General features: G+C 39.0%; 22 protein-coding genes and 1 other RNA gene. 7 read left to right on the forward strand and 16 right to left on the reverse strand.

What is annotated here, in order from left to right:
• Window positions 1-76: 76 nt before the first annotated feature.
• The 3 genes from AC3QLY_RS15565 to AC3QLY_RS15575 form a co-directional block, all read right to left on the reverse strand.
• Window positions 77-499: a nuclear transport factor 2 family protein gene (locus AC3QLY_RS15565; protein WP_492990045.1), complete on the reverse strand. Its 423-nt coding sequence runs from the start codon at window positions 497-499 to the stop codon at window positions 77-79.
• A gap of 61 nt (window positions 500-560) precedes the next feature.
• A complete protein-coding gene (locus tag AC3QLY_RS15570) occupies window positions 561-1091 on the reverse strand; it encodes a carboxymuconolactone decarboxylase family protein (protein ID WP_492990046.1) in 531 nt (176 codons plus the stop codon).
• A gap of 1072 nt (window positions 1092-2163) precedes the next feature.
• On the reverse strand, window positions 2164-3426 hold the full coding sequence (locus AC3QLY_RS15575; protein ID WP_074420731.1) for an alpha-amylase family glycosyl hydrolase: 1263 nt from the start codon (window positions 3424-3426) through the stop codon (window positions 2164-2166).
• A 49-nt stretch (window positions 3427-3475) separates the two neighbouring features.
• Between AC3QLY_RS15575 and AC3QLY_RS15580 the strand changes: the two genes are divergently transcribed.
• Window positions 3476-4864, forward strand: a complete 1389-nt coding sequence (locus tag AC3QLY_RS15580) for an APC family permease (protein WP_074420732.1) — start codon at window positions 3476-3478, stop codon at window positions 4862-4864.
• Here AC3QLY_RS15580 and AC3QLY_RS15585 read toward each other — a convergent pair.
• The 6 genes from AC3QLY_RS15585 to AC3QLY_RS15610 all read right to left on the reverse strand — a co-directional run bounded on the left by AC3QLY_RS15585 (window position 4811) and on the right by AC3QLY_RS15610 (window position 10764).
• Window positions 4811-6523 (reverse strand): sodium:solute symporter family protein, encoded by a 1713-nt coding sequence (locus AC3QLY_RS15585; protein ID WP_074420733.1) that lies wholly within the window; start codon window positions 6521-6523, stop codon window positions 4811-4813. The genes AC3QLY_RS15580 and AC3QLY_RS15585 overlap by 54 nt on opposite strands.
• Before the next feature lie 327 nt (window positions 6524-6850).
• Window positions 6851-7000 carry a hypothetical protein gene (locus tag AC3QLY_RS15590; RefSeq protein WP_179852374.1) on the reverse strand — a complete coding sequence of 50 codons (150 nt, stop codon included), beginning with the start codon at window positions 6998-7000 and terminating at the stop codon, window positions 6851-6853.
• Complete coding sequence (locus AC3QLY_RS15595; RefSeq protein ID WP_492990050.1) at window positions 7000-9540, reverse strand: PIG-L family deacetylase; 2541 nt, start codon at window positions 9538-9540, stop codon at window positions 7000-7002. The genes AC3QLY_RS15590 and AC3QLY_RS15595 overlap by 1 nt, the downstream gene beginning before the upstream one ends.
• 157 nt (window positions 9541-9697) lie before the next feature.
• Window positions 9698-9994: a hypothetical protein gene (locus AC3QLY_RS15600; RefSeq protein ID WP_492990052.1), complete on the reverse strand. Its 297-nt coding sequence runs from the start codon at window positions 9992-9994 to the stop codon at window positions 9698-9700.
• Window positions 9988-10608, reverse strand: coding sequence for an FAD-dependent oxidoreductase (locus tag AC3QLY_RS15605; protein WP_075051698.1), 621 nt, complete (start codon window positions 10606-10608; stop codon window positions 9988-9990). The genes AC3QLY_RS15600 and AC3QLY_RS15605 overlap by 7 nt, the downstream gene beginning before the upstream one ends.
• Before the next feature lie 12 nt (window positions 10609-10620).
• The gene (locus tag AC3QLY_RS15610) at window positions 10621-10764 is read right to left on the reverse strand and encodes an NAD(P)-binding protein (protein ID WP_179852356.1); all 144 of its coding nucleotides are present in this window, start codon (window positions 10762-10764) and stop codon (window positions 10621-10623) included.
• A 368-nt stretch (window positions 10765-11132) separates the two neighbouring features.
• On the opposite strand from AC3QLY_RS15610, the gene AC3QLY_RS15615 reads away from it, so the two are divergent.
• On the forward strand, window positions 11133-12179 hold the full coding sequence (locus tag AC3QLY_RS15615; RefSeq protein ID WP_075051700.1) for a Gfo/Idh/MocA family oxidoreductase: 1047 nt from the start codon (window positions 11133-11135) through the stop codon (window positions 12177-12179).
• Between the two features lie 8 nt (window positions 12180-12187).
• Here AC3QLY_RS15615 and AC3QLY_RS15620 read toward each other — a convergent pair whose 3' ends face one another.
• From AC3QLY_RS15620 to ffs, 3 genes are all read right to left on the reverse strand, one after another.
• Window positions 12188-12979, reverse strand: coding sequence for a M90 family metallopeptidase (locus AC3QLY_RS15620; RefSeq protein ID WP_075051701.1), 792 nt, complete (start codon window positions 12977-12979; stop codon window positions 12188-12190).
• 79 nt (window positions 12980-13058) lie between these two features.
• The gene (gene fsa / locus AC3QLY_RS15625) at window positions 13059-13709 is read right to left on the reverse strand and encodes a fructose-6-phosphate aldolase (protein ID WP_074420432.1); all 651 of its coding nucleotides are present in this window, start codon (window positions 13707-13709) and stop codon (window positions 13059-13061) included.
• A 71-nt stretch (window positions 13710-13780) separates the two neighbouring features.
• Window positions 13781-13880: signal recognition particle sRNA small type (ffs, locus tag AC3QLY_RS15630), an RNA gene on the reverse strand.
• Window positions 13881-14160: 280 nt separating this feature from the next.
• Between ffs and AC3QLY_RS15635 the strand changes: the two genes are divergently transcribed.
• Window positions 14161-15822 carry a glycosyltransferase family 39 protein gene (locus tag AC3QLY_RS15635; RefSeq protein ID WP_143439259.1) on the forward strand — a complete coding sequence of 554 codons (1662 nt, stop codon included), beginning with the start codon at window positions 14161-14163 and terminating at the stop codon, window positions 15820-15822.
• Window positions 15823-15849: 27 nt separating this feature from the next.
• On the opposite strand, the gene AC3QLY_RS15640 is transcribed toward AC3QLY_RS15635, so the two are convergent.
• Entirely contained in the window at window positions 15850-17124 is a 1275-nt protein-coding gene (locus AC3QLY_RS15640) for a type IX secretion system plug protein (protein WP_074420434.1), read from the reverse strand.
• Between the two features lie 85 nt (window positions 17125-17209).
• On the opposite strand from AC3QLY_RS15640, the gene AC3QLY_RS15645 reads away from it, so the two are divergent.
• Window positions 17210-18466, forward strand: a complete 1257-nt coding sequence (locus tag AC3QLY_RS15645) for an ABC transporter permease (RefSeq protein WP_228733113.1) — start codon at window positions 17210-17212, stop codon at window positions 18464-18466.
• Here AC3QLY_RS15645 and AC3QLY_RS15650 read toward each other — a convergent pair.
• Window positions 18453-19181, reverse strand: coding sequence for a TrmH family RNA methyltransferase (locus AC3QLY_RS15650; protein ID WP_075051702.1), 729 nt, complete (start codon window positions 19179-19181; stop codon window positions 18453-18455). The two genes, AC3QLY_RS15645 and AC3QLY_RS15650, sit on opposite strands and share 14 nt — an antisense overlap.
• Before the next feature lie 4 nt (window positions 19182-19185).
• Between AC3QLY_RS15650 and AC3QLY_RS15655 the strand changes: the two genes are divergently transcribed.
• The gene (locus AC3QLY_RS15655; RefSeq protein WP_218330655.1) at window positions 19186-21606 is read left to right on the forward strand and encodes a BamA/TamA family outer membrane protein; all 2421 of its coding nucleotides are present in this window, start codon (window positions 19186-19188) and stop codon (window positions 21604-21606) included.
• Window positions 21607-21743: 137 nt separating this feature from the next.
• Here the strand turns inward: AC3QLY_RS15655 and truB are convergent, their stop codons facing one another.
• Window positions 21744-22457, reverse strand: coding sequence for a tRNA pseudouridine(55) synthase TruB (gene truB / locus AC3QLY_RS15660; RefSeq protein WP_228733114.1), 714 nt, complete (start codon window positions 22455-22457; stop codon window positions 21744-21746).
• A gap of 138 nt (window positions 22458-22595) precedes the next feature.
• Window positions 22596-24074: a proline--tRNA ligase gene (gene proS, locus AC3QLY_RS15665; RefSeq protein ID WP_074420736.1), complete on the reverse strand. Its 1479-nt coding sequence runs from the start codon at window positions 24072-24074 to the stop codon at window positions 22596-22598.
• A 173-nt stretch (window positions 24075-24247) separates the two neighbouring features.
• Between proS and AC3QLY_RS15670 the strand changes: the two genes are divergently transcribed.
• A complete protein-coding gene (locus tag AC3QLY_RS15670) occupies window positions 24248-25030 on the forward strand; it encodes a hypothetical protein (RefSeq protein ID WP_218330656.1) in 783 nt (260 codons plus the stop codon).
• Window positions 25031-25089: 59 nt separating this feature from the next.
• The gene (locus AC3QLY_RS15675; RefSeq protein ID WP_218330657.1) at window positions 25090-26622 is read left to right on the forward strand and encodes an OmpP1/FadL family transporter; all 1533 of its coding nucleotides are present in this window, start codon (window positions 25090-25092) and stop codon (window positions 26620-26622) included.
• The last annotated feature ends 71 nt before the right edge of the window (window positions 26623-26693 follow it).

Below are 26693 nucleotides of genomic sequence, written 5' to 3' on the forward strand. Positions count from 1 at the left end.
AAACTTTAAATGCTAAGTTTCCTGTTTGCGGATTTATCAAGGTATATGTATCAGAACTCATCATCTATTTTTAACTTTATTTCAATTTTCTATCTTTTTCATCAATAGCCAAATCATTGATACTAGCATATCTTTTTTGCATCAAGCCGTTTTCGTCAAACTCCCAATTTTCATTGCCATAAGCACGAAACCATTGTCCATCTTGGTCTTGGTATTCATATTCAAACCTCACTGCCATTCTGTTTTCACGAAAACCCCACAATTCCTTTTTGAGTTTATAATGCAATTCTTTTTGCCATTTTCTTTTCAAGAAAGCTACCACTTCTTCTCTACCATTTATAAATTCAGTGCGGTTTCGCCATTCGGTATTTATGGTGTAGGCCTTAGCAATTCGTTCTGGGTCTTGACTATTCCAAGCATCTTCTGCCAATTGTACTTTTTGCAAAGCCGTTTCCATTGTAAAAGGTGGTAGTGGTAATTTTTGTTCTGTATTTTCCATTTTATATATCTTTTTAAAAAAAATGCGAACCAACATCAATGCTGGTTCGCAAAAGTATTAATTAAATTGCTGGTGCTAAAGGAAAATCAACAGGAACTTTGGTAAGGTTGTGCAAATAATTCATAGCAGTTTTATCACTTACTTGAAGTATTAAATCAACCAAATTTTCTTTGGTATAACCTGCTGCAAAAAAAGCATCGACATTTGTTTCGCTTGCGTTGCCCCTGTTTTTAGTAATATCGGCAGCTAATGCAACCAATGTATTTAACTTACTATCAGACGATTTTCCGTGTCTAATTTCGGTTAACTGTTCATCGTTAAAACCATTCATTTTACCCAAAACCAAATGAGCACTTTGGCAGTAAATACAACCATTTACTTGGCTTACAATTAGGTTTACGGCTTCTTTTTCTTTGTTTGAAAGGGATGTTTTAGCATTTTGATAAGCCAAAAATCTTTCTAAACCATTTTTTGAATAAGCAATAGTTGCGTACAAATTTGGTACAAAGCCCAAAGCTTTATTTAAATTGTCAAAAATCGCTTGGTTGTTTTCTGAAACTTCTTCTTTTGTTGGAACTGTGAATGTTGTCATTTTTTTATTTTTTTTAAATTGTTTGTCGTTATTGACAGTGCAAAGATGCGACAGCTTTAAATCTTATAAAATGGACAGACAACGCAATTAGATGGACGATTTTTCTATCGCTTTTTTGTCCGTCTTTTTAGAATGACGCACAACGCGTAAATTTATGTTATAATCCGTTACTTTCCTAAAAAAACACACCTTGATAGCCAACTACTTAACATTATACAATTTCAATTTTCGTTAGGACAATCCACTCGGCTCTTTTTGTAAAACAACTTTTTATTGTTTATCGCTATTACTCCTTATAGATTGCTTAAAATCAATGCTTTACTGTTATCAAAACCAAATTGTCGCCCCCGCACAGCGGTTTTACCATTCTATGCTTTCTTTCTTCATCAAATCATCCAATGGGCTACTAATGTTTACCAAATGTAGTTTGCTTATGTGTAAATACCGTTCCGTTGTCTTTATGTTAAAATGCCCCAACAAATCCATTAACGCTTCATCTCAAAATATAATTCATCCAACAGGTTATTATACTACTTATTTTTCGGGTGCTATAATGCTTCTGCGAAATACATATACATTTTTAAACGCTTTCGTAAAGCCAACCCTACCCTTTTCGTTTTTTTTCAACGCCTGGTTAACATACCTACAGCTTCGCCTCCCTCACCCACAATCAGAACTACTTCCCTATCTCTCCGGGTAATGTATGGTACAATTATACCAATATTTATAAAAATAAATATATGCACTTTTAAAACATCATCCAAATTTTATATTTAAAATATTACCTGCCACTTCCATTCCATTTTATACTGTACTGAATGGTGGGGCCAATTTTAAACCAATTAAAAACCGCTTTCTCTAAGGCAGGTTTAATGCTATCAGTTCATTATGATACAATTTAAAACTACCAAATATTAAAATACTGCCATATCGTCAGCAGAGCTACCTCTGATCTGATAGCAGACTGATTCGAGACTGATTCGACTCAACAGCGTTAAAAACAGAAATAGCATCGAACCAGTATCTAAGTAGGTGCATGGCTAATTGATGCCATTTATGCAGTAAAATAAAATTATTGGGTTTTGTGGTAAACCAGGAATTCATACCCCTGTAATTCAAAATCTATTTTGCCTGAAAAGGTGAACTGCAGGCCGGAAAAGGGATTGGTAAATGCACCGTTTAACCATTCATGCTGTACCGAAAATTTTTGTTTGTCATCCCCACTCAGGTTTAACAATACCAGCAATGCTTCATTATGCCAATGGCGCATGAATGCCATAATGTTATTGCCACTTACGGGCAAAATAAAGGTTTCACCTTTCATGATAAGATCGGTTTGCCGCAAGCCGCATAATTGGGTATAAAAATCTTCCAAACCCAATGGTTGTTGCCATTCAATTAAATCTTTATCAAAAAATGAAATTCGCTTTTTATTCGGACTTTCCTGGCCACTGTATATCAATGAGAGCCCCCTCCACAAAAAACTATGTACGGCCAACGGCAGGGCGGCACCGCCATATTTTTCGTATTCCGTTCCATTCCAGCTGTTTTCATCATGATTGGATGTAAAAAACAACTTATAACTATCTGCGGGATATTGTGAATAATCGTGCAGGGTATTGTATAAATTATTGATGCCGGCTGTACCTTTGGCATAGGCTTCGGTTTGGTGCATCCATTGCCAGGCATAGCTTACATCAAATGCATCGTGGTATTGTACATTTTCGGTTTCGGCCAGCCAAAACATAGGCTTAACGGCATCGCATTGCTGCCGGGCTTCCATCCAAAAATCTAAAGGCACTAAATGGGCCATATCACATCGAAACCCATCAATATTTGCAGTGTGCATCCAAAACTGCATGGCGGCTATCATGGCTTTGCGCATTTCGTTTTGTGTATAATCTAAATCAATCACATCTTTCCAGCCATTTTTTTCGGTAAAATTTCCTGAAGCATCTTTCACATACCAGTCGGGGTGCTCTTTTGTCCAGTGATGATCCCATCCGGTATGGTTGGCTACCCAATCTATTATCACTTTTAAACCCAATGCCTGTGCTTGTTGTACCAAGGCTTTAAAATCATCAAGGGTGCCAAATTCAGGATTTATATCCGTATAACTGCTGCAGGCATAATAACTGCCCAGCGTTCCTAATCTGTGCACCTTACCAATGGGTGTAATGGGCATAAACCAGAGTATACGTACTCCCATTTGTTTTAAACGGGGTAAATGTTTTGCAAATGCTTGAAAGGTTCCTTCCGGTGTGTATTGTCGAATATTCACTTCGTAAATAACGGCTCCGTTAGCCCAGTATACCATTGGAAAATGATTGGCCATAACTGCTGTATGTTTACAACAAAGAAAAGCCTTATTTTGTAAATTGAAGATGAACAAACCAAAACTAGACAGAAAGATTAGTTTATTACAGGCTACCGCTATTAACATGACAGATATGGTGGGCATTGGCCCCTTTGTGGTGTTGAGTGTGGTAGCAGAAAGCATGAACGGCCCCTGGTATTTATATGCCTGGATTGCCGGTGCCTTGTTATCGGTAATTGATGCCAATGTATGGAGCCAGTTAGGTGCCACATTTCCATTGGCAGGCGGTAGCTATAATTTTTTAAAAGAAGGTTATGGCCCCCGGTGGGGGAAGTTGATGAGTTTTTTGTTTGTATGGCAAACCATGATTCAAGCCCCATTGGTAATAGCATCGGCGGCAATTGGTTTTGCACAATATGCTTCCTTTTTGGTTCCCTATAGTACCCCGGTTTCAAAATGTATTAGCGGTTCGGTGGTTATTGCTATTGTGTTTCTGTTGTACAGGAAAATTGATGCCATTGGAAAAATCAGTGTGTTTTTGTGGACGGGGGTATTGTTTACCATGGGCTGGATTATTAGCGGAGGTATGTTGCATGGGCATTTTATGCAACCCATACTACACATCAACGATGGATTGACGATTAATCATGCATTTGCTGCCACATTAGGCTTTGCGAGTGTAAAAACCATATACAGTTACTTAGGTTATTACAACGTTTGCCATTTGGGGGGCGAAATTATGCACCCTAAAAAAAATATACCCCGCAGCATGTTTATTTCCATTGGGGGTATTGCCGTGTTGTATTTGCTAATGAATGTAAGCATTGCCAGTGTGTTACCGCTGCACACCATTCAACACAGCCAGTTTGTGGTAAGTACTTTTATTGAACAGATAGCAGGTCCTTCTGCCGCTAATGTGGCTACGTTGTTAATTTTGTGGGTGGCTTTTGCCTCGGTTTTTTCTGCCACACTGGGTTATAGCCGTATACCCTATGCCGCGGCTGCCGATGGGGCTTTCTTTTCGGCATTTGCCAAACTACACCCTACTAAACATTTTCCTTATGTATCATTATTGGTATTAGGCGGTACTGCCTTTGTGTTTAGTTTGTTGTTTAAATTACGTGATATAATTGATGCCATTCTGGCTATGCGTATTTTAATTCAGTTTATTGGTCAAGCATTGGGCTTAATTTTATTGGTGAAAAGAAAAGGCCGGAAGTACTTTGCCTGGCACATGCCCTTGTACCCTATACCGGTATTGCTGGCTATAGCCATGTGGTTCTATATTTTTATTTCAACCGGCTATACCATGATGCTGGGCGGAATAACGGTAACCCTATTGGGTATTATTGCCTATCTGCTAAAAGCAAAACGTAATAAAGAATGGCCCTTTGTGAAAGGATTAGTTGTTGGGAAGCAAAATTTGGATGAGCCGACTGATGATGGCAACGAGTAAAGTACCAATTACATTGAGCCATAAAAAACTAACCCCTATAATATTGTATTTGTTTAATATAAACACCAGTATTACAACGAGTTCACTTACAATGGCCGCCCAGAAAACAGCATTCCCTTTTACTGATTTCATATAAAACGCTACTAAAAATATACCGAGTATCACTCCATAAAAAAGTGATCCCAAAACATTTACTGCTTCAATAAGACTGCCCATGCCAATCACAAACTCTGCTACAACTACACAGAAAATACCCCATGCAAGGGTATAAAATTTTGAGATTTTATAATTATTAAGTGCTTCATCATAAGAAACGGGTAAATCTTCTTTCTTTTTTTGAAAACGCAAATGAAAATCAATAACTGAAGTAGCAGCCAATGAATTCAGTGCTGCTGCAGTTGACCCCCAGGCTGCTAAAAAAATAATGGCAATGAGTAATCCTACTAATCCATGCGGTAAATAGTCTACAACAAAGCGCAGAAAAATATAATTGGTATCATTGGTATCGCCGGTAATACCTGCTTTTTGAAACAAACCCTGATAACTGGTTTTGAGTTGTTGCGAATGTACATTCAGTTCCTGCAATTTTGCTCTTGCCTTATTGGGTTCAGTATTCCATGTTTTAAGAGCCACCTGCTTTTCGGCATTTATCTGGTTGTATTGTTGTTCTAACGATATGGCATTGTGTTTCTGGCTGCTGCTCAGTAACTGTTCATGCACCACATTGTTAAAAAAAATGGGCTGGTCACTAAACTGATAAAAGGTAAACAATAAAGCGCCAATGAGTAAAATACCAAATTGCATAGGCACTTTTACCAATCCATTTAACAACAAACCCATTTTGCTTTCTTTATCGTTTTTGGCGGTAAGATAACGGCCTACCTGACTTTGGTCGGTACCAAAATAGGAAAGCGCCAGGAAGAAACCGCCAATAATACCGCTCAGCAAATTATATTTGTCTTTCCAGTCGAACCCATTTTTAGTAAACCCCGTGGTAATTACATTTAATTTACCATTACTGCCGCTAATTTTTAAAGCATCCATAAAGCCAAAGCCGTTGGGCAATAAATGTACAATCATAAAAGCAGCAATAGCCATTCCTGCAAATATGATAATGAGCTGTAATTGCTGGGTATAGGCTACTGCTTTTGCCCCGCCACTTACGGTGTAAATAATCAACAGTCCGCCCATAATGATATTGGTGATATAAATATTCCAGCCAAACAATGAAGACAGAATAATGGCGGGTGCATAAATACTGATACCGGTTGAAAGACCACGTGATAAGAGGAATAAAAAAGAAGTAATGGAGCGGGTTTTAATATCGAAACGATGCTCTAAAAACTCATACGCCGTAAAAACTTTTAAACGGCTGAACAAGGGTACAAAGCTGATGCAGATAATGACCATGGCAATAGGTAAACCAAAATAATACTGCACAAAGCGCATACCGTCAGTAAATGCCTGACCTGGGGCCGATAAAAAAGTGATGGCACTGGCCTGCGTACCCATTACACTTAACAATACCAAATACCAAGGCATGGAACGATTGGAGAGAAAATAGCCTTCCAGGTTCTTTTCTGTTTGGCTCTTGTATAGCCCATAAGCAATGATGCCTACCAATATGAGCGTAAGAACAATCCAGTCAATTTGGTTCATGAAAAATATTGTGTAAACCAGGTAAAAAATATAATTTCTGCAATCAACACTACAATTACCAACAGGTACCATTTATTCCAACCGGAGAGAACAATTATTTTATTGTTTTGTGGCATTTGATTAATTTTTTTCTGAACCCTTTTAAATGACCCGATAATAACAAATTAAACAGCCTTTAAAAAGCAATTGAATCTTTAATGCAATCATCATATTCACTTCAGTATCATTCCTTTTGCAGTTTAGCTAATTATTCTCATATCATCAAGTCTTATAACGGGAATACTGCTGCATTTTTGCTAAAGTTTTATTAAAGCTGTTTATACACTGCTATTTCCCATTTACCAAACTGCCTGCAAACAAACCCAAAGCCAACCCAATAACCAAACCGATTTTTACATTTTTAATTAAAAAACCTAAGGCAATACCAATAATCAATACCGTAAAAAAACCTATTTTTTTTCTGGGGTGCATCTGCATTATTCGTGTTTAGGTAAAGCAATTAAATTTGCCAATAATTTATAAGCACCTGGCACTCCGGCAGGTAATTGCCGAAACAATACCAAACTTACATACGCTACATTTCCCTTTCCATACGGTGCCATGATTAAACTGCCGGAGGAAGCAGGTTCATCGGTATCGTGCATACTCAGCGGAGCTTCAAAATGGGTATCGTTGGTTTGTGCCTGATAGGTACTGCGTTCCTGTACCCATCCGTCAAAATCCTTTTCCGTAATCCTGTTGGGATAATTTAAAACGGAGTGCTGTGGCAGCAAAAAATGTACGGGTGTATTTTCTTCCGTAACACGCGGACTACCATTGACTAAGAACTTATATGGACCTGCCTGAACCGGTTTGTTGTTGATAAAATTACTTTTAAAATATTGGATAATGAAGTTACCGCCATTGTAAATGTACCTGTTAAAAATATCATTCTTAGTGGTTAGAAATTCGTGAATATTGTACGCACGAATACCGATTACAACGGCATCAAATTGACGTAACTTTTCATCAGTAATATCCTGCTCCTGTAACAACTGCACCGAATAACCCAATTGTTGAATGGCATCGGGTACTTTATCGCCGGCACCGGCTATATAAGCAATCCGCTTACCTACTACTTTTATCGGTTTGGTAATTACATTTACGCTATCCGTATAAAAATAATGAATGGTGGGTATATGATTATAAGCAATCTTCTTCACATTCAAATCATAAGTTTCATTTTTACCTTGTATGGGTATGGTAACAGAAGGGTGAATAACGGGTATTTTTTGCGCATCAAAAGTACCGGCCAACGGTACAGACCAGGCGTAATTTTTTCCGGTTTCAAAATTTAGAACAGTATCTTTCGTATAAATAACGGTATTGCCTTGTTGTAATCGATATTGCACCGGAACATTTGGAGCAGCGTAATTGGCTTGTATCTGCAAGTTTAAAGCAGGCTGATCAACAGGCTTACCCTGTCTTTCCACATCACTCAATACTACATTTGGTTGTAAACTTACCGCAACAGGCGGTGTAACCACAAAAGGCTGGTATACTTCTCCTTTTACCGGGTCTAAGTATTTGTACTGTACGGCCTTTTGAATAGTAAATTGAACATCATCAATTGAAAAAGTAAATGCAACTGCATAAGCAGGCAGACTTTCGGGTCGGCCAATTAAGGTTTGATCGGTTACAGTAAACATACCCACATTTTCCATGGGATGCACCAACCAATAAGGTTGTGAAACCGGCTGATGCAACGCTACCAGAAATTTTCGTTCAAAAGCAATATTATCATTTACAGGTAACAATTGAGCAATAGCCGTATCAAACAAAACCTGTTGCCTGCTCATTAAGGTTAACTTTTTCAGTTGTAAAGCAGCTGGTAATCGTTTGTTCACAAAAAACTGTAACTGCATGTGCTGCCCTTCTACTGCATATTCATTGCTACTGGTAGCTTCTGCCATCAATCCACTGCAATCCACAATCAGGTTTATCACTTCTTTCAGCTTCTCTTTGGTCCAGTTGTTTTGTTCGGGCAATTGTTGAATGGAATGGTACAGCCCTACCAGGGCAGGTAAAGAATATTCAGGATGTTGAATATTGTATTGTTGAATCAATTGATTTACTTTCGGAATAATGGCGGCACCGCCTTTGATGCGGCTCCAGGTAATATTAATGCCATCCATCAAAGTACTATCGGGCGGGGTACCACCGGTAGTGGTAAAATATTCGGTAATACTACCTTCCCTCCTGGGCCTGCCTTCACCCTGGCTTTTGTGCATGCTTCTGGCTTCGCCTCCAATTTCTCCATAACTTTCGCCCAACAACGCATTATAGCCGCCTACTTCAATTTTTAACTGGTCGTTGGAGGTGGTATTAATGCTGCCAAAGTTGTAGGTATTCCATAAAATACGTTTGGCTTGCCAAGGCTTTACGCCATATTTAAATTGTTCAGGAAATTTAGTAGAATCGGCGGCGGCAGTATATGCTTCATTGGCCAAAATAGCAGAAGCCCAGTGATGGCCATGTCCTGCTCTTTTATCACGAGGGAAACGGGTAATGATTACATCGGGCTGGTATTTGCGAATTACCCAAACAATATCGGCCAATACTTTTTCTTTATCCCAAATATGCAATGCCTCTGTGGCACTTTTGCTAAATCCAAATTCAAATGCCCGGCTAAAATACTGGCCACTTCCATCTATTCTCCTGGCAGCCAGCAATTCTTCCGTTCTAATCAGTCCCAATTCAAAACCCTGTTCATCTCCAATTAAATTTTGACCGCCATCTCCTCTGGTTAAACTCAGGTAAGCTGTTTTATACAAAGCTCCTTTTGCCAGATAAGGCAACAGGGTATTGTTTTCATCATCAGGATGTGCAGCCACATATAATACACTACCCAGCACATTTAATTTTTTCATCTGCAAAAAAATAGTTGCACTGTTTGCAATGGGCGGATTTTGTGCCAACACAGTTTTACTGCATAACAGGCCTGCAGCCCAACAAAAAAAGAATACTAATTTTCGCATATTTTTTTTCTATAAAAAATTTTACAAATATGTTTAATGTAACAGATACAATACAATTGATAAGCTGATGTGCTCTATAATAATACGAAGATAAATGAACCATTTAAAAACTGACTGCATGAGGTGATGAATGGCTGGTTAACTGCTTAAAATACCGTTAAGATGTTTTATTGATAGCTCCTATCCGATTTGCTACATTGGCTGCACATAAGCCACTCTCTTCGGCATCATCCATATAACCGCCATAGTTTTGTGCTGTTTCAGTACCTGCCCACCAAAGTTTGTTGCCCAGATAACCTTTTGTAAACAATGCATCTCCGTTATTTTGATGCGGTGATAGTGTCAATTGTTTTTCATCCATACCAATCGTTTCATTCAACCAAACGGCATCCCAATACTGCAGATAATGGGCCGCCTGTTCGCCAAAATATTGCACCAATTGCCGGGTTACCATTGCTTTTCTGGTTTCAAATGATTGTGAGCGCAACATGGGCAATAAAAAACCTTTTCAGTGCAAAAGTTGTTGGGTTGCATCGGTATGATCATAGATTTCGGTGGCAGTACCTTTGTCGCTAAATAGGGTACTGACAGGTTTGTTTTGCTTCCAAAAAGGTTGTTCATATTCAACGGCAAAATTAATAGCCAGGTTTGGGTATGGTGTATCACCTGCAATAATCCGGCAAGTAATTGCAGCTCAAATACCATGGTTTGCGCAGCTAATTGCGGCTGAATGGCCAAAATAATACCGGCAGTCTGGTTTAGTGTTCCATTGGTAGCAGTTAATTCCAAACCATCACCTTTATCTGTAATACTTTGTATGGTGGTTGCCGTGTGTATATGATGACTGCCAATAGCATCCGCCAGTGTACGGATTAACGCGCTGCTGCCGCCTGCAATGCGAAAATACGGATCGGCCTGTTGTGGCAGGGCATATAGCCCTATCTCGCCCTGTGCCTCTATCATGGCATAACCACCCTGCCATTGATGAAAACGGTCAATTTTCAATTCCTGCATCAATTGTTGCAGATATTGATGTTGCGGTCCAAACCAGGTAGCACCCATTTCCATGGGCGTATCTTTTTACCCAAATGTGTCTGGATTCTGCCTCCCAAATTGGGCTGTGCTTCTACCACCAGCAACCAGCACATCTGCCCCTAATTGTTGTAAACGCCAAGCAGCTACCAATCCGTTTAAACCTCCGCCTATAATGATTATTGCATTCATGCAGCACTTTTCTCTTTTTAACATTGCTTCATCCATTGTACAACCACTTGTAATGCATACAAGCTATTGATTTCATGGCCACTTTTAACAAATTCACCCATGCCATCCAATAGATACATCATACGATCTATTTTAAATAAAAAAAGCATCAACAAATAAAACCTCCATTTTTTTGTAAAAAATATTTTAATTTTTGTTTAATACATTACAATTTTTTAAAAACAAATGTAATCAAACACCCTGCTTGCATATATAATAGTTATTTATAACGAGTTGAAAAAATCATCCTGCAAACCACTAAAAAAAATTGTAGCTTCGGGCAGTTGATTAAATATGCACATTAATTAAAATATTAAATCATTGAACTGATGAATGCACCGATTAAAACTGCGCTGCTTTCTTTTGGCATGAGTGGAAAAGTATTTCATGCACCCTTTATTGATGCGCATCCAGGTTATATTTTAGTGGGTGCCTGGGAAAGAACTAAAAAGCAAATTCAACAAATTTATCCCTATGCCAAAAGTTACAATACATTAGAAGAACTGCTGGCAGATGATATTGACTTGGTGATAGTGAATACACCCAATGATACGCACTATGAATATACCCGGCAGGCTTTATTGGCAGGAAAAAATGTAGTATTAGAAAAACCCATTACTGTAACTACTGAAGAAGCCAATGCCCTAAAATCATTGGCTTTGCAACAGAGTAAAATAATTTGTCCGTACCAAAACCGTCGCTACAACAGCGATTATTTAACTACCAAACGCATCATTGATTCTGGGGTATTGGGTACTATAGTGGAAGCTGAATTTCGGTTCGACCGATATGCACCTCACTTAAGTTCAAAAGCACATAAGGAAACCGGCAAGCCGGGCACCGGTGTTTTGTATGATTTAGGTTCGCATTTAATTGACCAGGCTTTGCAATTATTTGGTAAACCCGAAGCTTTGTTTGCAGATATTGCTGTTACCCGGCCAGGCTCTGTGATTGATGATTATTTTGAATTGCTATTGTATTACAAACATTGCAGGGTACGTTTAAAAAGCGGCTATTTTGTGCGGGAACCCCTACCGGGTTACATTGTATTTGGAACAGCCGGCAGTTTTTTAAAATCGAAGGCAGATGTGCAGGAAAATCATTTAATAGAAGGCAAAAAACCAACCACGCCCAATTGGGGTATTGAACCCGAAGCTGAACAGGGTTTATTGCATACAGCAATAGACGGAAAAATAATACGGGAAAATGTACCTACTGAAAAAGGTGATTATATGGGTTATTTTGAGGCGTTGTATCAGGCATTAGTGAATCAGCAACCCCTGCCCGTTACCATTGATGAAAGCACAGCTGTAATTGCTATTATTGAAAAAGCTTTTGAAAGTAACCAAAAGGGATGCAAAGTAATGCTGAGCTAAATTGAGCATCATTGATCAGATGTTTGAAGTAGTTGAGCAGGATATTGACGAAATGTTTTTTCTAACAATGCATACAATTGCGGATGATGCTGTTGTAACAAATGTGGCTGAGAAAAAAAATATTCACTCACCACCGCTAAAAATTCGGCGGGATTAGTGGCGCCATAAATATTGATATCGCTCTGTCCGGCCTGCATTTCCTGAATGGTTTGGTGCATTAACTGCACCCAGGGTAATATATAGGGTTTTTCCAATAAATTTTCAGGAATACCATCGGTAGCACCATCGGCTTTGTCTAATAAATGTACAAATTCATGAATGGCGGTATTACTTTTCGAGTGTTCATTCATAAAACCTTCTCTAAGCGCTTTTTGCGATAAAATCATCATTTGGTTTAAGGTGCCTGTACCTACCATTCCCAATACATCTCGGTTCATACCTTCTATCTGAAAGGTTTTTTCTTCAAAAGCATTGGGATACAATAAAATGTGTTTTAAGTTATAATAGTGCCAGTTGGGGAAGCCCCAGATGGGTATAATGGCGCTGCTGGCAATAAGTATTTTATCCAAATCGGTGAGCGTAGTTTTTACAGGATGTATCTGTACATATTGCAAAAAATCCATTACCCTTTTCTCAAATAATTTTTGTTCTGCCTCACTCAAATGCCGGTAAAAATGAAGGTGTTGCAATAGCAATTGTTGCCAGGATACCGGCATCGGTTTTGATTTTTTTTGTTTGGGCCAAAATATAAGAATAGCCACCAATGCAATTGAAACCACCAATAACATCCAACCTGTCATGTCATCTCTGTTTTAAATGTTAAAAAAAATCTACACAGTTTATATGTAGATTTTTTTAAAAGAATGAATGTGATTGTATTTACATTTTTTTGGCATCTTCTAAAAACTTAGCCAATCCTATATCGGTTAAAGGGTGTTTCAATAAACCGAGGATAGAATCTAATGGACAAGTGCAAACATCGGCACCGGCTTCGGCACATTTTACAATATGCAATGAGCTACGGATGGAGGCTGCCAATATTTCTGTTTCAAAACCCTGTAAGGAATAGATATGCGCAATTTGTGCAATCAGTTCTACCCCATCCCAATTGGTATCGTCAATACGCCCAATAAAGGGTGATACATATTTGGCGCCTGCTTTAGCCGCTAAAATAGCCTGACCAGCAGAAAATACCAAAGTACAGTTGGTTTTAATACCATTATCGGTAAACCATTTAATGGCTTTTACGCCATCTTTAATCATGGGAACTTTTACTACAATATTGGGGTGGATGGCTGCTAATTTTTTACCTTCAGCAATAATACCATCAAAATCAGTTGAGAAAACTTCTGCACTAATATCGCCATCTACCATTTCACAAATGGTTTTGTAATGGTTAATTATAGCATCGTTGCCTTTTACACCTTCTTTTGCCATTAAAGAGGGATTGGTGGTAACACCATCTAAAATACCTAAATCGTTTGCTTCTTTAATTTGAGCAAGATTAGCGGTATCAATAAAAAATTTCATGATGAATTATATTTAAAACGTGAACAATAGACGGAAGAATAATTGCTTTTACGAAAGCATTGAGCATAATAAAAAGGCAGGCTACTCACATCGCACCGCTACAACCGCTTATCCTTGCTGCATTCCTGCCCTGGGGAGGTTCAGCAGGAGCTGGTCGTGTAAGACCTGCCGGCTGCAAATGTAAGGCAACTAATTAAATTTTTAAACTTCATTTTTAAGAACTGCTGTTAACAGCCCACCAACCGGTTAGCTACCTAAGCAGAATGTATGCTTTCTTTTTGCAATGGATATAGGTAGAAAAAAACTGGATACCATCTAATAAAAATAGTAATTTTGCACCTGTTGTTATTTACCCTATTTACCAATGGTATACAACAACGCAACAACACCTGCATTCACCATTACCCGATAAAAAAACTATTTTTTTTTGACCAGTTTTTTATTGTGTGTAATGGAGAAGAAACAAGTTTATGGGCTATTGGTTATTTGGTTGGTAATGAACCTGGTACAAGCCCGGTTTACCAATATTCAGGAAGATGAAACGTACTACTATTTGTACAGTTTACACTTAAGTTGGGGGTATTTTGACCATCCCCCTTTTGTAGCCTGGATAATTAGAATAGGTTCTTGGTTTTTTCATGATATTTTAAAAGTTCGTTTTGTTACTGTGGTACTTCAACCACTTACACTGGGGCTCATTTGGCATCAACTACGGTTTAAATCACCTGTATCACAACAACAAATTATATTCTTTTTTTTATCAGCCTTTGTAATGGTGATGTTTTCCGTGTATGGCTTTATTACTACACCCGATGCGCCATTACTATTTTTTACGGCTTTATTTTTCTTTGCCTATCAGCAATTTCTGCAAAAAACAGATACCGCTACTATACTTATCATGATTGTAAGTGTAACAGGTTTGTTATACAGCAAATACCAAGGCATATTGGTGGTATTTTTTACCGTTGCATCTAATAAAGCACTGTTCAAAAAACCGGCCTTTTACATAATAGCACTCAGTAGTTTGATACTTTTTTTACCACATGTCTATTGGCAATTTAGCCATCGGTTCCCTTCCTTACAATTTCATGCAGTAGACCGGGCAGAACCATTTAAATGGGCGTATTTTTTAGAATATGTTCCCAACCAAATGCTGGCCTTTAATCCCTTTATATGGATAGCTGCCGCATATATTTTGGTGAAGTATCGCTACCAAGACTATTATCAACGGGCATTGTATTATAATATAGCAGGTATTTTTATTGTTTTTTGGATAAGTACTTTTCGGGGGCATGCAGAACCGCACTGGACCATTGTAACCGCTGTACCTATGCTTATTGCAATAAATGAGCACCTGCATGAGCATACTGCCTTTTTTAAAAATATTCGAAAACTGCTGGCTTTTTCTGCCGTTTTAATTTTGATGCTGCGTGTGGCTTTAATTGCCGGTTGGGTACCGGAACAATTGGGCTTTTCAGCAAAACCGGCTTACTACCAATCTATTGCAAGGGCGGCTGCGCATCGGCCGGTTATTTTTGCCAACAATCATATTGAACCTGCATTATATACCTACTTTACCGGAGATACTGCTATTTCATTTCCCACTTTACAAAATCGGAAATCGCAGTTTGACATCTGGAATTTTCAATACAACTGGTTGGGTAAACCGGCTTTTTGTGTAGGTAATTATCAAGGGAAAGCAAGCACTTATTATGCCAATGGCAGCATATGGTATGGGTTTGGTACCGACTCCCTGTATATTACACAAGCCCTTCACTTCAACTATACCCTACCCCATACCCCTATTCATCAGGGCGATACTTTGCGCATCCCTTTTCTATTACAAAACAATGGGCTACAGCCATATTGTTTACAAAGCAGCGATTTTAGTACCGTATCTGGTATTGTACTGGTGAAAGCACAACAGTATATATTACTCCCTAATAACAATCCACTGCCCCAACAATGTATAGCTCCGCAAGCTTCTATGCAGGATACCATGTATATTGCCATACCGGCTTTGGCTAAAGGCAATTACCAATTAACCCTGTACACCGGCAATTGCCTGGGAAATACCCCCAATAGCAAAACCATGCCCGTTGTTATTGAATAATACCGACCGAGAGAGGATCGGATTGCCTTACTGTCGGTTAAATCTGGAATTTATGGTGGTAACACCTACTAATTCATCATATCGGTCATTTAAAGAACGGTAATACACAAAAATGGTATAATCGTTTTCCGTTTCCCAACTATTGCCATCGGTTAATTTTAATGACCCGGGGGCATTAGGATCATCGGTAGGTTGGGTAACATAGGTATAATTGTAATACCCTTGTTTTAAAAAAAGCGTTTTTTCATAAATACCCTTATCGGCATTGAATTGCATTTGGGCATTACGGGTTAAGCGATTACCCGTTAGTGCACCCAGAATGTATACGTTTTGTCCGGTAAAAGGATGATTGCCCGGCGGAACAAAACTAAAATGCACATAAGCATAATCGGTTTGCCACCAGGGATTCACCATTTCAGTGGTGCTGATCATATACCAGCCATTCATATCGTTCATCAATAAATAAGGCTGACCCGATAAATCGTAATCGTTTTTCAAATACACCTGATAGGGAAAAGTACCCTTATCAACAGCCGCTACCCGTTCACTCTGATAGCGAAAGCTTTCTAAATTAGCCCAACGATATTCTTTCCCGCCGGGAAAAATACAATCCTGCTCGGCATTGTATTGATAAATATTGTTATTAATAAAAATAGGCTGTATTCCTTTAATAGCATTATCCCAGCGATAGTTTTGCATAATTAGCACTTTTAATTGCTGTTGCGGATTTAAAATATTTAATTCGCGGGTATTGATGCTTAACTGTACTTTTTGATGTGTTAAAAATAACTGACTGGTAAAAGGCTGAGCAATATTGGCCAAAATATCAACCCGGTTATGTACTACAAAAAAACGGCGGGTAAATGCCAATTTAGAAGTATCGCCATCTAAAAACACTTTTAAAATATAATTACCGCTTACAGCCGGCATGGCATTGGCATCGGGTAATACCAACTGATAAGAAACGTATTGCTGTGGCGTAATGGAGGAAATGCGGTATTGGTTAATAGCCTGTTGCTGAAATCCTTTCAGATAATCAAATATACTTACATCAGCCGGTGTCCAGTCGGCATTACACAACACAAAAGTGTAATAAAAATTTTTGGGATAAGCTACCAAATCGTCAAAATACAATTCCAATAATTCACCGGAATTGAGGTGAATAACGGGCATGCTTTGCTGATTGTTTTGTTTGAAGAAAGATACATTGCCAATGGATGGCATATACACCGAATCAACATAGATTTGCGCCTGCAACGAAGTGCATAACAACATTACCACCAATAGCTGTAGCCATTTCATGTTTCAAACTTTTAATAAAAATACAATACTGCTGATTATTGCCATAATTTAATTGGTTTTGCTGATTGCCCCGCAGCACGTAGTTTTGAAACATTTTAAAACCGTTGCCTTGGATGTTGCTTTTTATATTGCCAGAAAAATAACTTTTAACCACGAAAAAACATTTTCGCGATTTATTATTCGTTTGGCCATAGTGGCTACTGCGGTAAGCGTTATGTCGATGATTGTTACCTTAGCCTTTGTAAATGGATTTCAGGAAACCATTTCTGAAAAGGTGTTCAGTTTCTGGGGACATATACGCGTACAACATTTTGAAGTAGATAAAGCCCTGGTAGCAGAAGAAACGCCCATTGAGCGCAATGATACTGTAGAATATATTCTGCACCACCAACAAGGTATTCAGCAGGTTCAGGTATATGCTACCAAAAGTGCCGTATTGGCTTATCACCGGGAAATTGAAGGCACTTTATTCAAAGGTATTAATGCAGGAGATGACAGTTCCCGGCTAAAACCGTTTTTACAAAAAGGAAGATGGCTGCAGTTTAATGACAGCAGCTATTCCAAAGAAATCATCATCTCAACAAATATTGCCAATAAACTCAATATTCAATTAGGCGATACCCTGCGTATTTTCTTTATTTCAACTGATGGCAGTGGCAATACCTACCGTAAACTGAAAGTTGTTGGCCTGTATAAAACAGGTATTGAAGAATATGATAAACTGTTTGCAATTGGTGATATACGCCTCATTCGCCGCATTAATAACTGGCCTGCCAATGCTATTGGAGGTTACGAGGTTTTTTTAAATAATTACAAGGACATGAATAGTGTGAACCAGGCATTACTGAATCAGCTTCCCAATGTCTGGAGCAGCAAAACCATTCAGGATGTATACCCGAATATCTTCGACTGGTTGAATATACAAGATGTAAACCGCAATGTAATTTTTATCGTAATGTCAATTGTAACCATTATTAATTTGGTTACCTGCCTGCTCATTCTGGTATTAGAACGCACAAGAATGATTGGCATTCTGAAAGCCATTGGCGCCAACGATTGGCTGATACAAAAAATATTTCTGCTCTATGCCTGGTTTATTGCAGGTTTTGGTATTGGCATTGGCTTAATTGCCGGGCTGGGTATATGTTTGCTGCAACAATTTGCCGGATTTATTCACTTAGATGAAAGCAATTATTATGTATCAGTGGCGCCTGTTCATATTATTGGATGGCAGGTTGTATTAGTTTGTGTAGCTACTGCTTTGGTTTGTTTGTTGGCATTAATGGTGCCTACTGCACTGGTTAAAAAAATTCAACCGGTAAAAGCCATTACTTTCCGGTAAGATGCGATAGTAAAATACCCGCAGCTACTGCTGCATTCAACGACTCCGCCTGCCCTTTGCCGGGAATAGTAACAGGGTGTGTAATGGCAGATAATATCGCTTGCCGAATACCACTTCCCTCACTTCCAATGAGCAATACTGCATTGGGTAAAAAGGGCATTTGTTGTACCGGAACCCCATTCAGTACAGCGCCAATAACGGGCACCCGCAGTTTTTCAAGCCAGGATGGCAAAAGGGTATACCAATGGTTTACCCTTAAAAAACTACCCATGGTGCTTTGAATTACTTTGGGATTGTACCACTCCACCGTATCGGTGCTGCAAACAATATGCGCAACACCAAACCAGTCTGCTATTCGAATCATGGTACCCAGATTCCCCGGATCCTGAATGCCATCTAACACCAGTACCAACCCCTGTGGTGTAGCAGTTACCGGCGTTTCAGCACGTTGTTGCACCACCAATACCACTTCGTTAGGTGTTTGCAGATTGCTGATCCTATCCAATTCGGCCTCCGATACAATGGTTACAGGCACTTGCACATCCCTTTGATGTGCCACCCAGTGTTCCGTTGCATAAATTTTTTTAATGGTATAATCGGATGCCAGTATTTCAGCAGCTATTTTGGTTCCTTCAGCTATAAATACACCTTCTTCTGTTCTTTGTTTTTTGTGGCACAAAGATTGAATATATTTGACCTCATTCCGACTAAGCATTGATATGAATTTTAAGCTACAGCAATTATTACGATATACCACCCTAATCCTGCTACTTCTATATTTAGCCGCCTGTTCTATTGTAAAAAATTACCCGATCAATAAACCTTTTGTTTATGAAAACAGAATAGAACTATACGGAAAGGTATCCAAAGATGAGAAAAAACGCTTAAAAAATGAATTAAGCAATTATTGGGATGATAGTTTACAGGCCCGTTACATCAGCGAAATTAAGCTTTCCTTCAAACAACCCATTATTAGCAAAGTATTGAAAAATCCACCTGTATTTGATTCCACCAACATTTCGCGTACCATTCGGTATATGAATGCCTATCTCAACTCGCAGGGGTTTTATTATGCACAATTTGCTGATTCAGTACCCAGGTTCGATACAGTAAAAAACCAGATACGTGCTACCATTATCATGAAAATTAATCTGGGTAAAAATATTACCATCGATTCTGTGCGCTATCATTTGCTGGATACAGCCATTCACCCTGTTGATTCCAGTTTACAAAAAATGGCATTGGCTGCCAGCGGAAAAACCTTATTAAAAAAAGGTACGCCTTATACCAAACAGGTAATTAGTAACGAATTAGACAGGCTGGCGCTTTTATTCAGAGATAGCGGGTATTATAAAATTTTAAAAGACGATTTTTATGCTGAAATTGATACCACCAATACTCAATTACTGCAATTGGCCTTCGATCCATTAACACAAGCCAAACTCATTGAAGAAGCCAATAAAGCCCGTTACGAAAATCCGAAATGGAATGTTGAAATTAAACAGCACCAGTTTAAGGACAGCAGTAAACTTACCCAATATTACATTCATCATATTTACTATTACCCTGAACTAAAAATTACTGACCAGCCAGATAGTGTTTTATTGCAAAAGAATTTAAAGCAATTCAATTACAAACACTTAACCATGGTGTATCAGGATGGTAAATTTATTTACAAACCCTTAATTGAACATACTTACTTAAAATACAATCAACCCTATAGTGAATCAAAATATTACAAATCCATCAACGATTTGGGCCATTTACCCGCCTGGCAACAGGTTGATGGTAAGGTAGTACCTTATGGAACAGATTCATTAGACCTGTATTTTTTTTTAACCCCTGCCCTGAAACAAAGCTATAGTGTAAATTTAGAAGGCAGCCGCAATACCGGCGATATTACCATTGGCAACCTGTTTGGTATTGCCACTAATTTTACTTACACCAACAGAAATTTATGGAAGCGGGCCATACAGTCTCTCACCAGTTTGCGCCTGGGTACAGAATTGAATATTGGCCAGGCACAAAACCCGGGGGTAACGGGTACGCCTTTGTTACAAACCTTTCAGGTCAGTTTAAGTCATACCTATAACTTTCCAAAACTCATTATCCCAAGGGTTATTGATTCAAAATTTTTCAGATCGGCCGATAATAAACGAACCTTACTTTCCGTTGCAGGCTCTTATACCGACCGGAGAGATTATTACCAGTTACGCTCTCTTACCACCAGTTGGGGGTATGAGTTCTCAAAAAATGCACGTAAATCCAATGCCGTCACCAGCGTTTCATTCAAGCCATTGAATGTGGAGTTATATAAAATTGATACCTTACCCGGATTAGATACCCTTTTCAAAAACAATCCATTTCTTCGAAATTCATTTCGCGATGGCAATGTAGCAGGCTCAGCCATATCAGCCATCCGAACATTCAACAGTCCGAGAGACCCTTCCAAAAGCCATTTTATCCGTTTGGGTATTGAAGAATCGGGTACATTAACATCGTTACTGAATATTTACACCGACCGAATATTCAAATACATTAAAACAGAAGGGGAATACCGTTATTTAAAAAAATACCACAAAACAGAACTGGCTACCCGCTTTTTTATCGGCGCCGCCTTTCCGAAGGCAGGCCAGAATATTCCGGTGTATAAACAATATTTCTTAGGAGGCCCCAACAGTATGCGGGCATGGAGTTTAAGAGAATTGGGCTTGGGTTCTTCCATATTAGTAGATACTATTTCAAATACCAACTACAAAGAACGCTTTGGCGACATGGCGCTGGAAGCCAATATAGAATACCGCTTTCCATTGTTTACATTTAGTGCATTCAAACTATCCAGCGCATTGTTTACCGATATGGGCAATGTATGGAGCCTTACCCCCAACCCTTCCGATCCCAATTCAGTTTTTGCCTTACAAAGATTAGGGAAAGATTTGGCTATAGGCGTGGGTTCAGGCCTGCGTTTCGACTTCTCCTACTTCTTATTGCGCCTCGATTTTGGTTATAAATTAAAGGACCCGGCCCGGCAATACAATGGTGGCTGGGCAGAGCTCAATAAACTAACCTGGACCGAAAACAGAGGCAATGCAGTCGTCAATAATTACGCCATACAATTCGGTATTGGGCTACCCTTCTAATAGCTGAATAAAGTTGATAATACCGGCTGCTAACCTTCGTGGCACCGCCTGTTGCGTCGCAATCACTTCATCGTTCCAAACATTGGGCAACAGGCAGTACGTTTTGAAAAGAAAATTTTTTTAAAAACCAACAATGGCTACCCGTTCGTATCTGTTTTAAAAATTTGTACAGATTGTTCAAATGCTTCAATTGTACTCGCATCTTTCAATTCAAAATTACCAATTGCAGTTCTGCACAAACTGCTTAAATAGCCACCAACGCCAAGTGCTGCTCCAAAATCGTTTGCAAGACTTCTAATATATGTTCCGGTTGAACAATGTACTTTAAAATGCACAACAGGCATTGCTACATTTGTTATTTCAAAAGAATGTATGGTTACCGGCCTTGCCGCTACTTCTACTTCAATTCCTTTGCGTGCAAAGAGGTACAAGGGTTTGCCATCTTTTTTTATAGCAGAATGTTGGGGTGGCATTTGCAGAATTGCACCGGTAAATAGTTTTGTAGCTTGTTCCAACATGGGTTCCGTAATATGATCAGTTGATGCAACAGGTTGCGGAGTGGTTTCCAAATCGTAAGAAGCAGTGGTGGCTCCCAGCGTAATAGAACCGGTGTACACTTTATCCATTCCCATAAAATCGTTAATCTTCCTGGTAAAAGCACCGGTACAAACAATCAATAAGCCGGTAGCCAGCGGATCTAAAGTACCGGCATGGCCAACTTTTGATATACCTGTGGTAATTCTGACTTTCTTCACCACATCAAATGAAGTCCAGTGCAACGGCTTATTCAACAACAACATTTTCCCATCTAAAAAAGGTTGCAAAGCAGGTATAACAGACTTTTGTTTCAATGATAAGAATTAAAAAAATGATACACACATGCTATTTGGTTCCCACACCATTAGCAGCATTTTTTGGGTACTTTCTTCAATCAAACTGCAGCAACCCTCTCAGCAAATAATGTGAATTGGTTTGCAGAGCATTGTTGATTAATAAGCCCGGGCAAACAATACACGTTGCACAGAGGGTTTTCCGGTTAGTATACATGCACCCGTTTCCTGTTGGTTATCGAGCGGAATACAACGAATGGTAGCTTTAGATAATTCTTTAATTTTATCTTCTGTTTCTGAAGTGCCATCCCAATGTGCTGCAACAAAACCACCTTTATTGTCTAATACTTCCATAAATTCATCCCAACTATTCACAGATGTTATATGTTCATTACGGTAAGCCAGTGCTTTCTGATAAATATTTGTTTGAATTGCATCCAATAATTGCTCAACAAAAACATCAATACCCTCCAATGAAACTGTTTCTTTGGTTTTGGCATCTCTTCGGGCCACTTCCACCACGTTATTTTCAATATCACGAATGCCCAAAGCCAACCGAACCGGCACACCCTGCATTTCATACTGTGCAAATTTCCAGCCCGGCCTTGTATTTTCATTATCATCAAATTTTACACTAATCCCTTTTTTCTTTAACTGTTGAACAATAGCCAAAGCTTTTTCGGCAATCATGGCTTTTTGTTCATCACCTTTATAAATGGGCACAATTACCACTTGCAGCGGTGCAATTCTAGGCGGCAATACTAATCCACCATCATCACTGTGTGCCATTACCAAAGCGCCAATTAAGCGGGTACTAACCCCCCAACTGGTAGCCCATACATAAGTTAACTTATTTTCTTTATCACTAAATTTTACATCAAATGCTTTGGCAAAGTTTTGCCCCAGAAAATGCGAAGTACCTGCTTGCAATGCCTTTCCATCCTGCATTAATGCTTCAATACAATACGTATCTACTGCACCGGCAAAACGTTCATTGGCGGTTTTTACTCCTTTAATAACAGGAACAGCCATCCAGTTTTCGGCAAAATCGGCATACACATCCAGCATCTTACGGGTTTCTTCCAATGCCTCTTCCTGTGTGGCATGTGCAGTATGCCCTTCCTGCCATAAAAATTCAGCAGTTCTTAAAAACAGGCGGGTACGCATTTCCCACCGAACCACATTAGCCCATTGGTTAATTAATAAAGGTAAATCGCGGTATGATTGTATCCAGTTTTTATAGGTATTCCAAATAATGGCTTCACTGGTAGGTCTTACTACCAATTCTTCTTCTAATTTAGCATCCGGATCAACCATTAATTTACCCGGCCTGTCAGGATCCGTTTTTAAGCGGTAATGGGTTACCACGGCACATTCTTTTGCAAATCCTTCCGCATTTTTTTCTTCCGCTTCAAATAAACTTTTGGGTACAAAAAGTGGGAAATAGGCGTTCACATGGCCGGTTTCTTTAAACATTGCATCGAGGGCATTGCGCATGTTCTCCCAAAGTGCATACCCATAGGGTTTTATAACCATACAGCCTCTAACTGCACTATAATCAGCCAAATTAGATTTAATGACCAAATCGTTGTACCATTGGGCGTAATCTTCAGCACGTGAGGTTAGTTCTTTCGCCATAACTTTTTGTGTCTTTTTTTGTTATTTACTTGAAGCCCGTAATTGACATATCGTTAACATAAAAATTAAGATAATATTAATGCAGGCAACATTTTTGATGTAATTTTAATTTGAAAAAAGAATGCAGCAAATGTATGTAACTTAGTATTACGAATTTTGTAAAACGCATGAATATGAAAACAACTTTTTTATTAACAATAGTTTTTGCAGCCCTGCTAAGCAGTTGCTCTACCGCTTATAAATCAACCCAAACACCAGATGATTTATATTATTCACCTGCTAATGGCAATGCATTTGTTAACCAAACCCGTCAGGAAGATCGTTATCAGGAGTTTCAAAATTATAATGACGACCGTTATTTAAGCATGAAAGTGCACAACTATTATTTGTGGGCACCTTTAGATGATTACAGTTATTGGTATGACAGCCGCTATAATTTTCCAATATACAATAACTGGGCTTATCTGGGATATAATGGCTGGAACCCTTATTGGAATATGTGGAGCCCTTATTACACCTCCGGTTATGGCATGATGCCATTTTATGGCTATGGTTATGGTTACGGATTGGGATATGGTTGGAACAGTTGGTACAATCCTGCTGCTACTTTAATTGGCTATAAAAGCCCATCCATCATCAGCAGATCTACATCAGGTAGTTATTTATCTGCCTACCTGAATAGAAATTACAATAATACCAATTATGTTCGCCAACTGAAAGAAGGCAGCAATATGTATGCGCCTGGTAACAGTTTTGGCAGTTTGGTGCGCCGGGTATTTTCTACTTCTCCCACAGGCAACAATAATATGCCCAATAACAATAGCTGGTACCGCCCCGCCCGAACTTTTAATACCAACGGTAATACCTTTACGCCCAGCAGTAATGCCGGTGGCAGAAGTGGCGGATTTAATAGTGCAGGCAGTAGTGCCTCCGGTAGCCGCGGACCCAGAAATTAATTTTAAAAAAGATTGAAACCTATTCAACTATTTGTAAGATTCAGCACTAAAGCCAATCTATGAAGAAATTAATACCCATTCTATGCATTTTAGTGAGCCAGAGTTTATGGGCTCAAACTCCTGAAGATGCTTTGCGTACTGCATGGTTTACCCAAAATGGTTCTGCCCGAAATATGGCTGTAGGTGGTGTTATGGCTTCATTAGGTGGCGATATTTCCGCAGCCAACGTAAATCCGGCCGGGTTGGGATTGTATAAAACAAGAGAGTTGGTATTATCACCCGGTTTTTTAATGAATAACAACAAACTCAATTACAGAGGCACCGATTCAACTGCTAAAAAAAATGCATTTATGTATGGTGCCAGTGGTATCGTAATTGGTACACCCAGCAGGTATAGCGACAGTAAATTTACCAGTTCTGCTTTTTCACTTTCGGTAAATCAGTTAGCCAATTACAACAATCATATTCAATACAGTGGATTTAACAATATGAGTTCTTTTACCGAACAGTATTTAGAAGAACTGACCCGCGACAGGGCGGATACCAATGCCGCCTTAAGCAATTATATTTTTGGTTCATCTCTGGCATTCAGAACCTACCTGATTGATACCTTAAGCGGCCCCAACGGATCAGTAGCAGGCTATCAAAGTCTGGTACCTATTTCAACAGGTGTTATCCAATCGTACGATGCAGTAACTAGAGGTGGCTACAATGAAATTGCTTTAGGTCTGGCCGGCAATATGGCCGACAGGTTATATATTGGGGGTAGTTTAACGGTACCCATTGTATCGTATCAACGTGATTTAACTTATTCTGAAACCGATGCTACCAATAACCCCAACAATAACTTTGCTTATTTTACTTATCATGAAACGTTTAAATCGCAGGGGGTTGGCGTTGGTTTAAAACTGGGAATGTTATACAAACCAAAAGAGTTCTGGCGTATAGGTTTTGCATTGCACACCCCACAACTCATTTCATTTAACGATCAAATACGTTCTTCCATTACTGCCAACACCGAATCATATGCAGGTTTGAGAACCGAAACCAGCGACAAATTAAATAGCGGCAATCCGGGAACACGTCAATATAGTATCGTTACCCCATGGCGCGCCATTGCCAGCGCCAGTTATGTATTTAGAGAAGTAGCCAACACCCATAAACAGAGAGCTTTTGTTAGTGCCGATTTAGAATATGTAAACTACCGCGGTGCCCGGTTCAGAGCTGCCAGCAATGCAGACCAATCGAGTATTGATTATTACAGCCAGCTTAACAGTACCGTAAAAAATTATTACAAAGGCAATATTAATGCCCGTATTGGTGGTGAATTAAAATTTGATCCCTGGATGTTTCGATTAGGTGCAGCTTATTATGGTAGTCCTTATGCTGCATCAGCAGTAAAGGCGAATAGAATTGTAACCAGTGGTGGTGTAGGATACAGAAACCATGGCATATTCATTGACCTGACTTATGTTTACACTTTTATGAAAGATGCCAACTTTCCTTACTATTTAAATGACAAACCCAATACCTATGCCATACAAACCGGCAATTTGGGCAATATTGTAGCAACTATTGGTTTTAAATTTTAATTGGTTTAGCCACACAAATTCATACGCAATTATTAATAAGAGGAAGTCTCAAAAGAAAAATGAAGCGTTTG

It is taken from the genome of Hydrotalea sp. GW822-HT8A01, assembly GCF_058798575.1.

Coding starts and splice junctions, on each gene's coding strand:
- AC3QLY_RS15655 (WP_218330655.1), top strand. CDS start 19,186: ATGAATTTTAAGCTACAGCAATTATTACGATATACCACCCTAATCCTG.
- AC3QLY_RS15565 (WP_492990045.1), bottom strand. CDS start 499: ATGGAAAATACAGAACAAAAATTACCACTACCACCTTTTACAATGGAA.
- AC3QLY_RS15570 (WP_492990046.1), bottom strand. CDS start 1,091: ATGACAACATTCACAGTTCCAACAAAAGAAGAAGTTTCAGAAAACAAC.
- AC3QLY_RS15595 (WP_492990050.1), bottom strand. CDS start 9,540: ATGCGAAAATTAGTATTCTTTTTTTGTTGGGCTGCAGGCCTGTTATGC.
- AC3QLY_RS15600 (WP_492990052.1), bottom strand. CDS start 9,994: ATGGTAACCCGGCAATTGGTGCAATATTTTGGCGAACAGGCGGCCCAT.
- AC3QLY_RS15615 (WP_075051700.1), top strand. CDS start 11,133: ATGAATGCACCGATTAAAACTGCGCTGCTTTCTTTTGGCATGAGTGGA.
- AC3QLY_RS15610 (WP_179852356.1), bottom strand. CDS start 10,764: ATGAATGCAATAATCATTATAGGCGGAGGTTTAAACGGATTGGTAGCT.
- AC3QLY_RS15605 (WP_075051698.1), bottom strand. CDS start 10,608: ATGGAAATGGGTGCTACCTGGTTTGGACCGCAACATCAATATCTGCAA.
- AC3QLY_RS15675 (WP_218330657.1), top strand. CDS start 25,090: ATGAAGAAATTAATACCCATTCTATGCATTTTAGTGAGCCAGAGTTTA.
- AC3QLY_RS15580 (WP_074420732.1), top strand. CDS start 3,476: ATGAACAAACCAAAACTAGACAGAAAGATTAGTTTATTACAGGCTACC.
- proS (WP_074420736.1), bottom strand. CDS start 24,074: ATGGCGAAAGAACTAACCTCACGTGCTGAAGATTACGCCCAATGGTAC.
- AC3QLY_RS15590 (WP_179852374.1), bottom strand. CDS start 7,000: ATGCAGATGCACCCCAGAAAAAAAATAGGTTTTTTTACGGTATTGATT.
- fsa (WP_074420432.1), bottom strand. CDS start 13,709: ATGAAATTTTTTATTGATACCGCTAATCTTGCTCAAATTAAAGAAGCA.
- AC3QLY_RS15585 (WP_074420733.1), bottom strand. CDS start 6,523: ATGAACCAAATTGACTGGATTGTTCTTACGCTCATATTGGTAGGCATC.
- AC3QLY_RS15575 (WP_074420731.1), bottom strand. CDS start 3,426: ATGGCCAATCATTTTCCAATGGTATACTGGGCTAACGGAGCCGTTATT.
- AC3QLY_RS15650 (WP_075051702.1), bottom strand. CDS start 19,181: ATGCTTAGTCGGAATGAGGTCAAATATATTCAATCTTTGTGCCACAAA.
- AC3QLY_RS15670 (WP_218330656.1), top strand. CDS start 24,248: ATGAAAACAACTTTTTTATTAACAATAGTTTTTGCAGCCCTGCTAAGC.
- AC3QLY_RS15620 (WP_075051701.1), bottom strand. CDS start 12,979: ATGACAGGTTGGATGTTATTGGTGGTTTCAATTGCATTGGTGGCTATT.
- AC3QLY_RS15640 (WP_074420434.1), bottom strand. CDS start 17,124: ATGAAATGGCTACAGCTATTGGTGGTAATGTTGTTATGCACTTCGTTG.
- AC3QLY_RS15635 (WP_143439259.1), top strand. CDS start 14,161: ATGGAGAAGAAACAAGTTTATGGGCTATTGGTTATTTGGTTGGTAATG.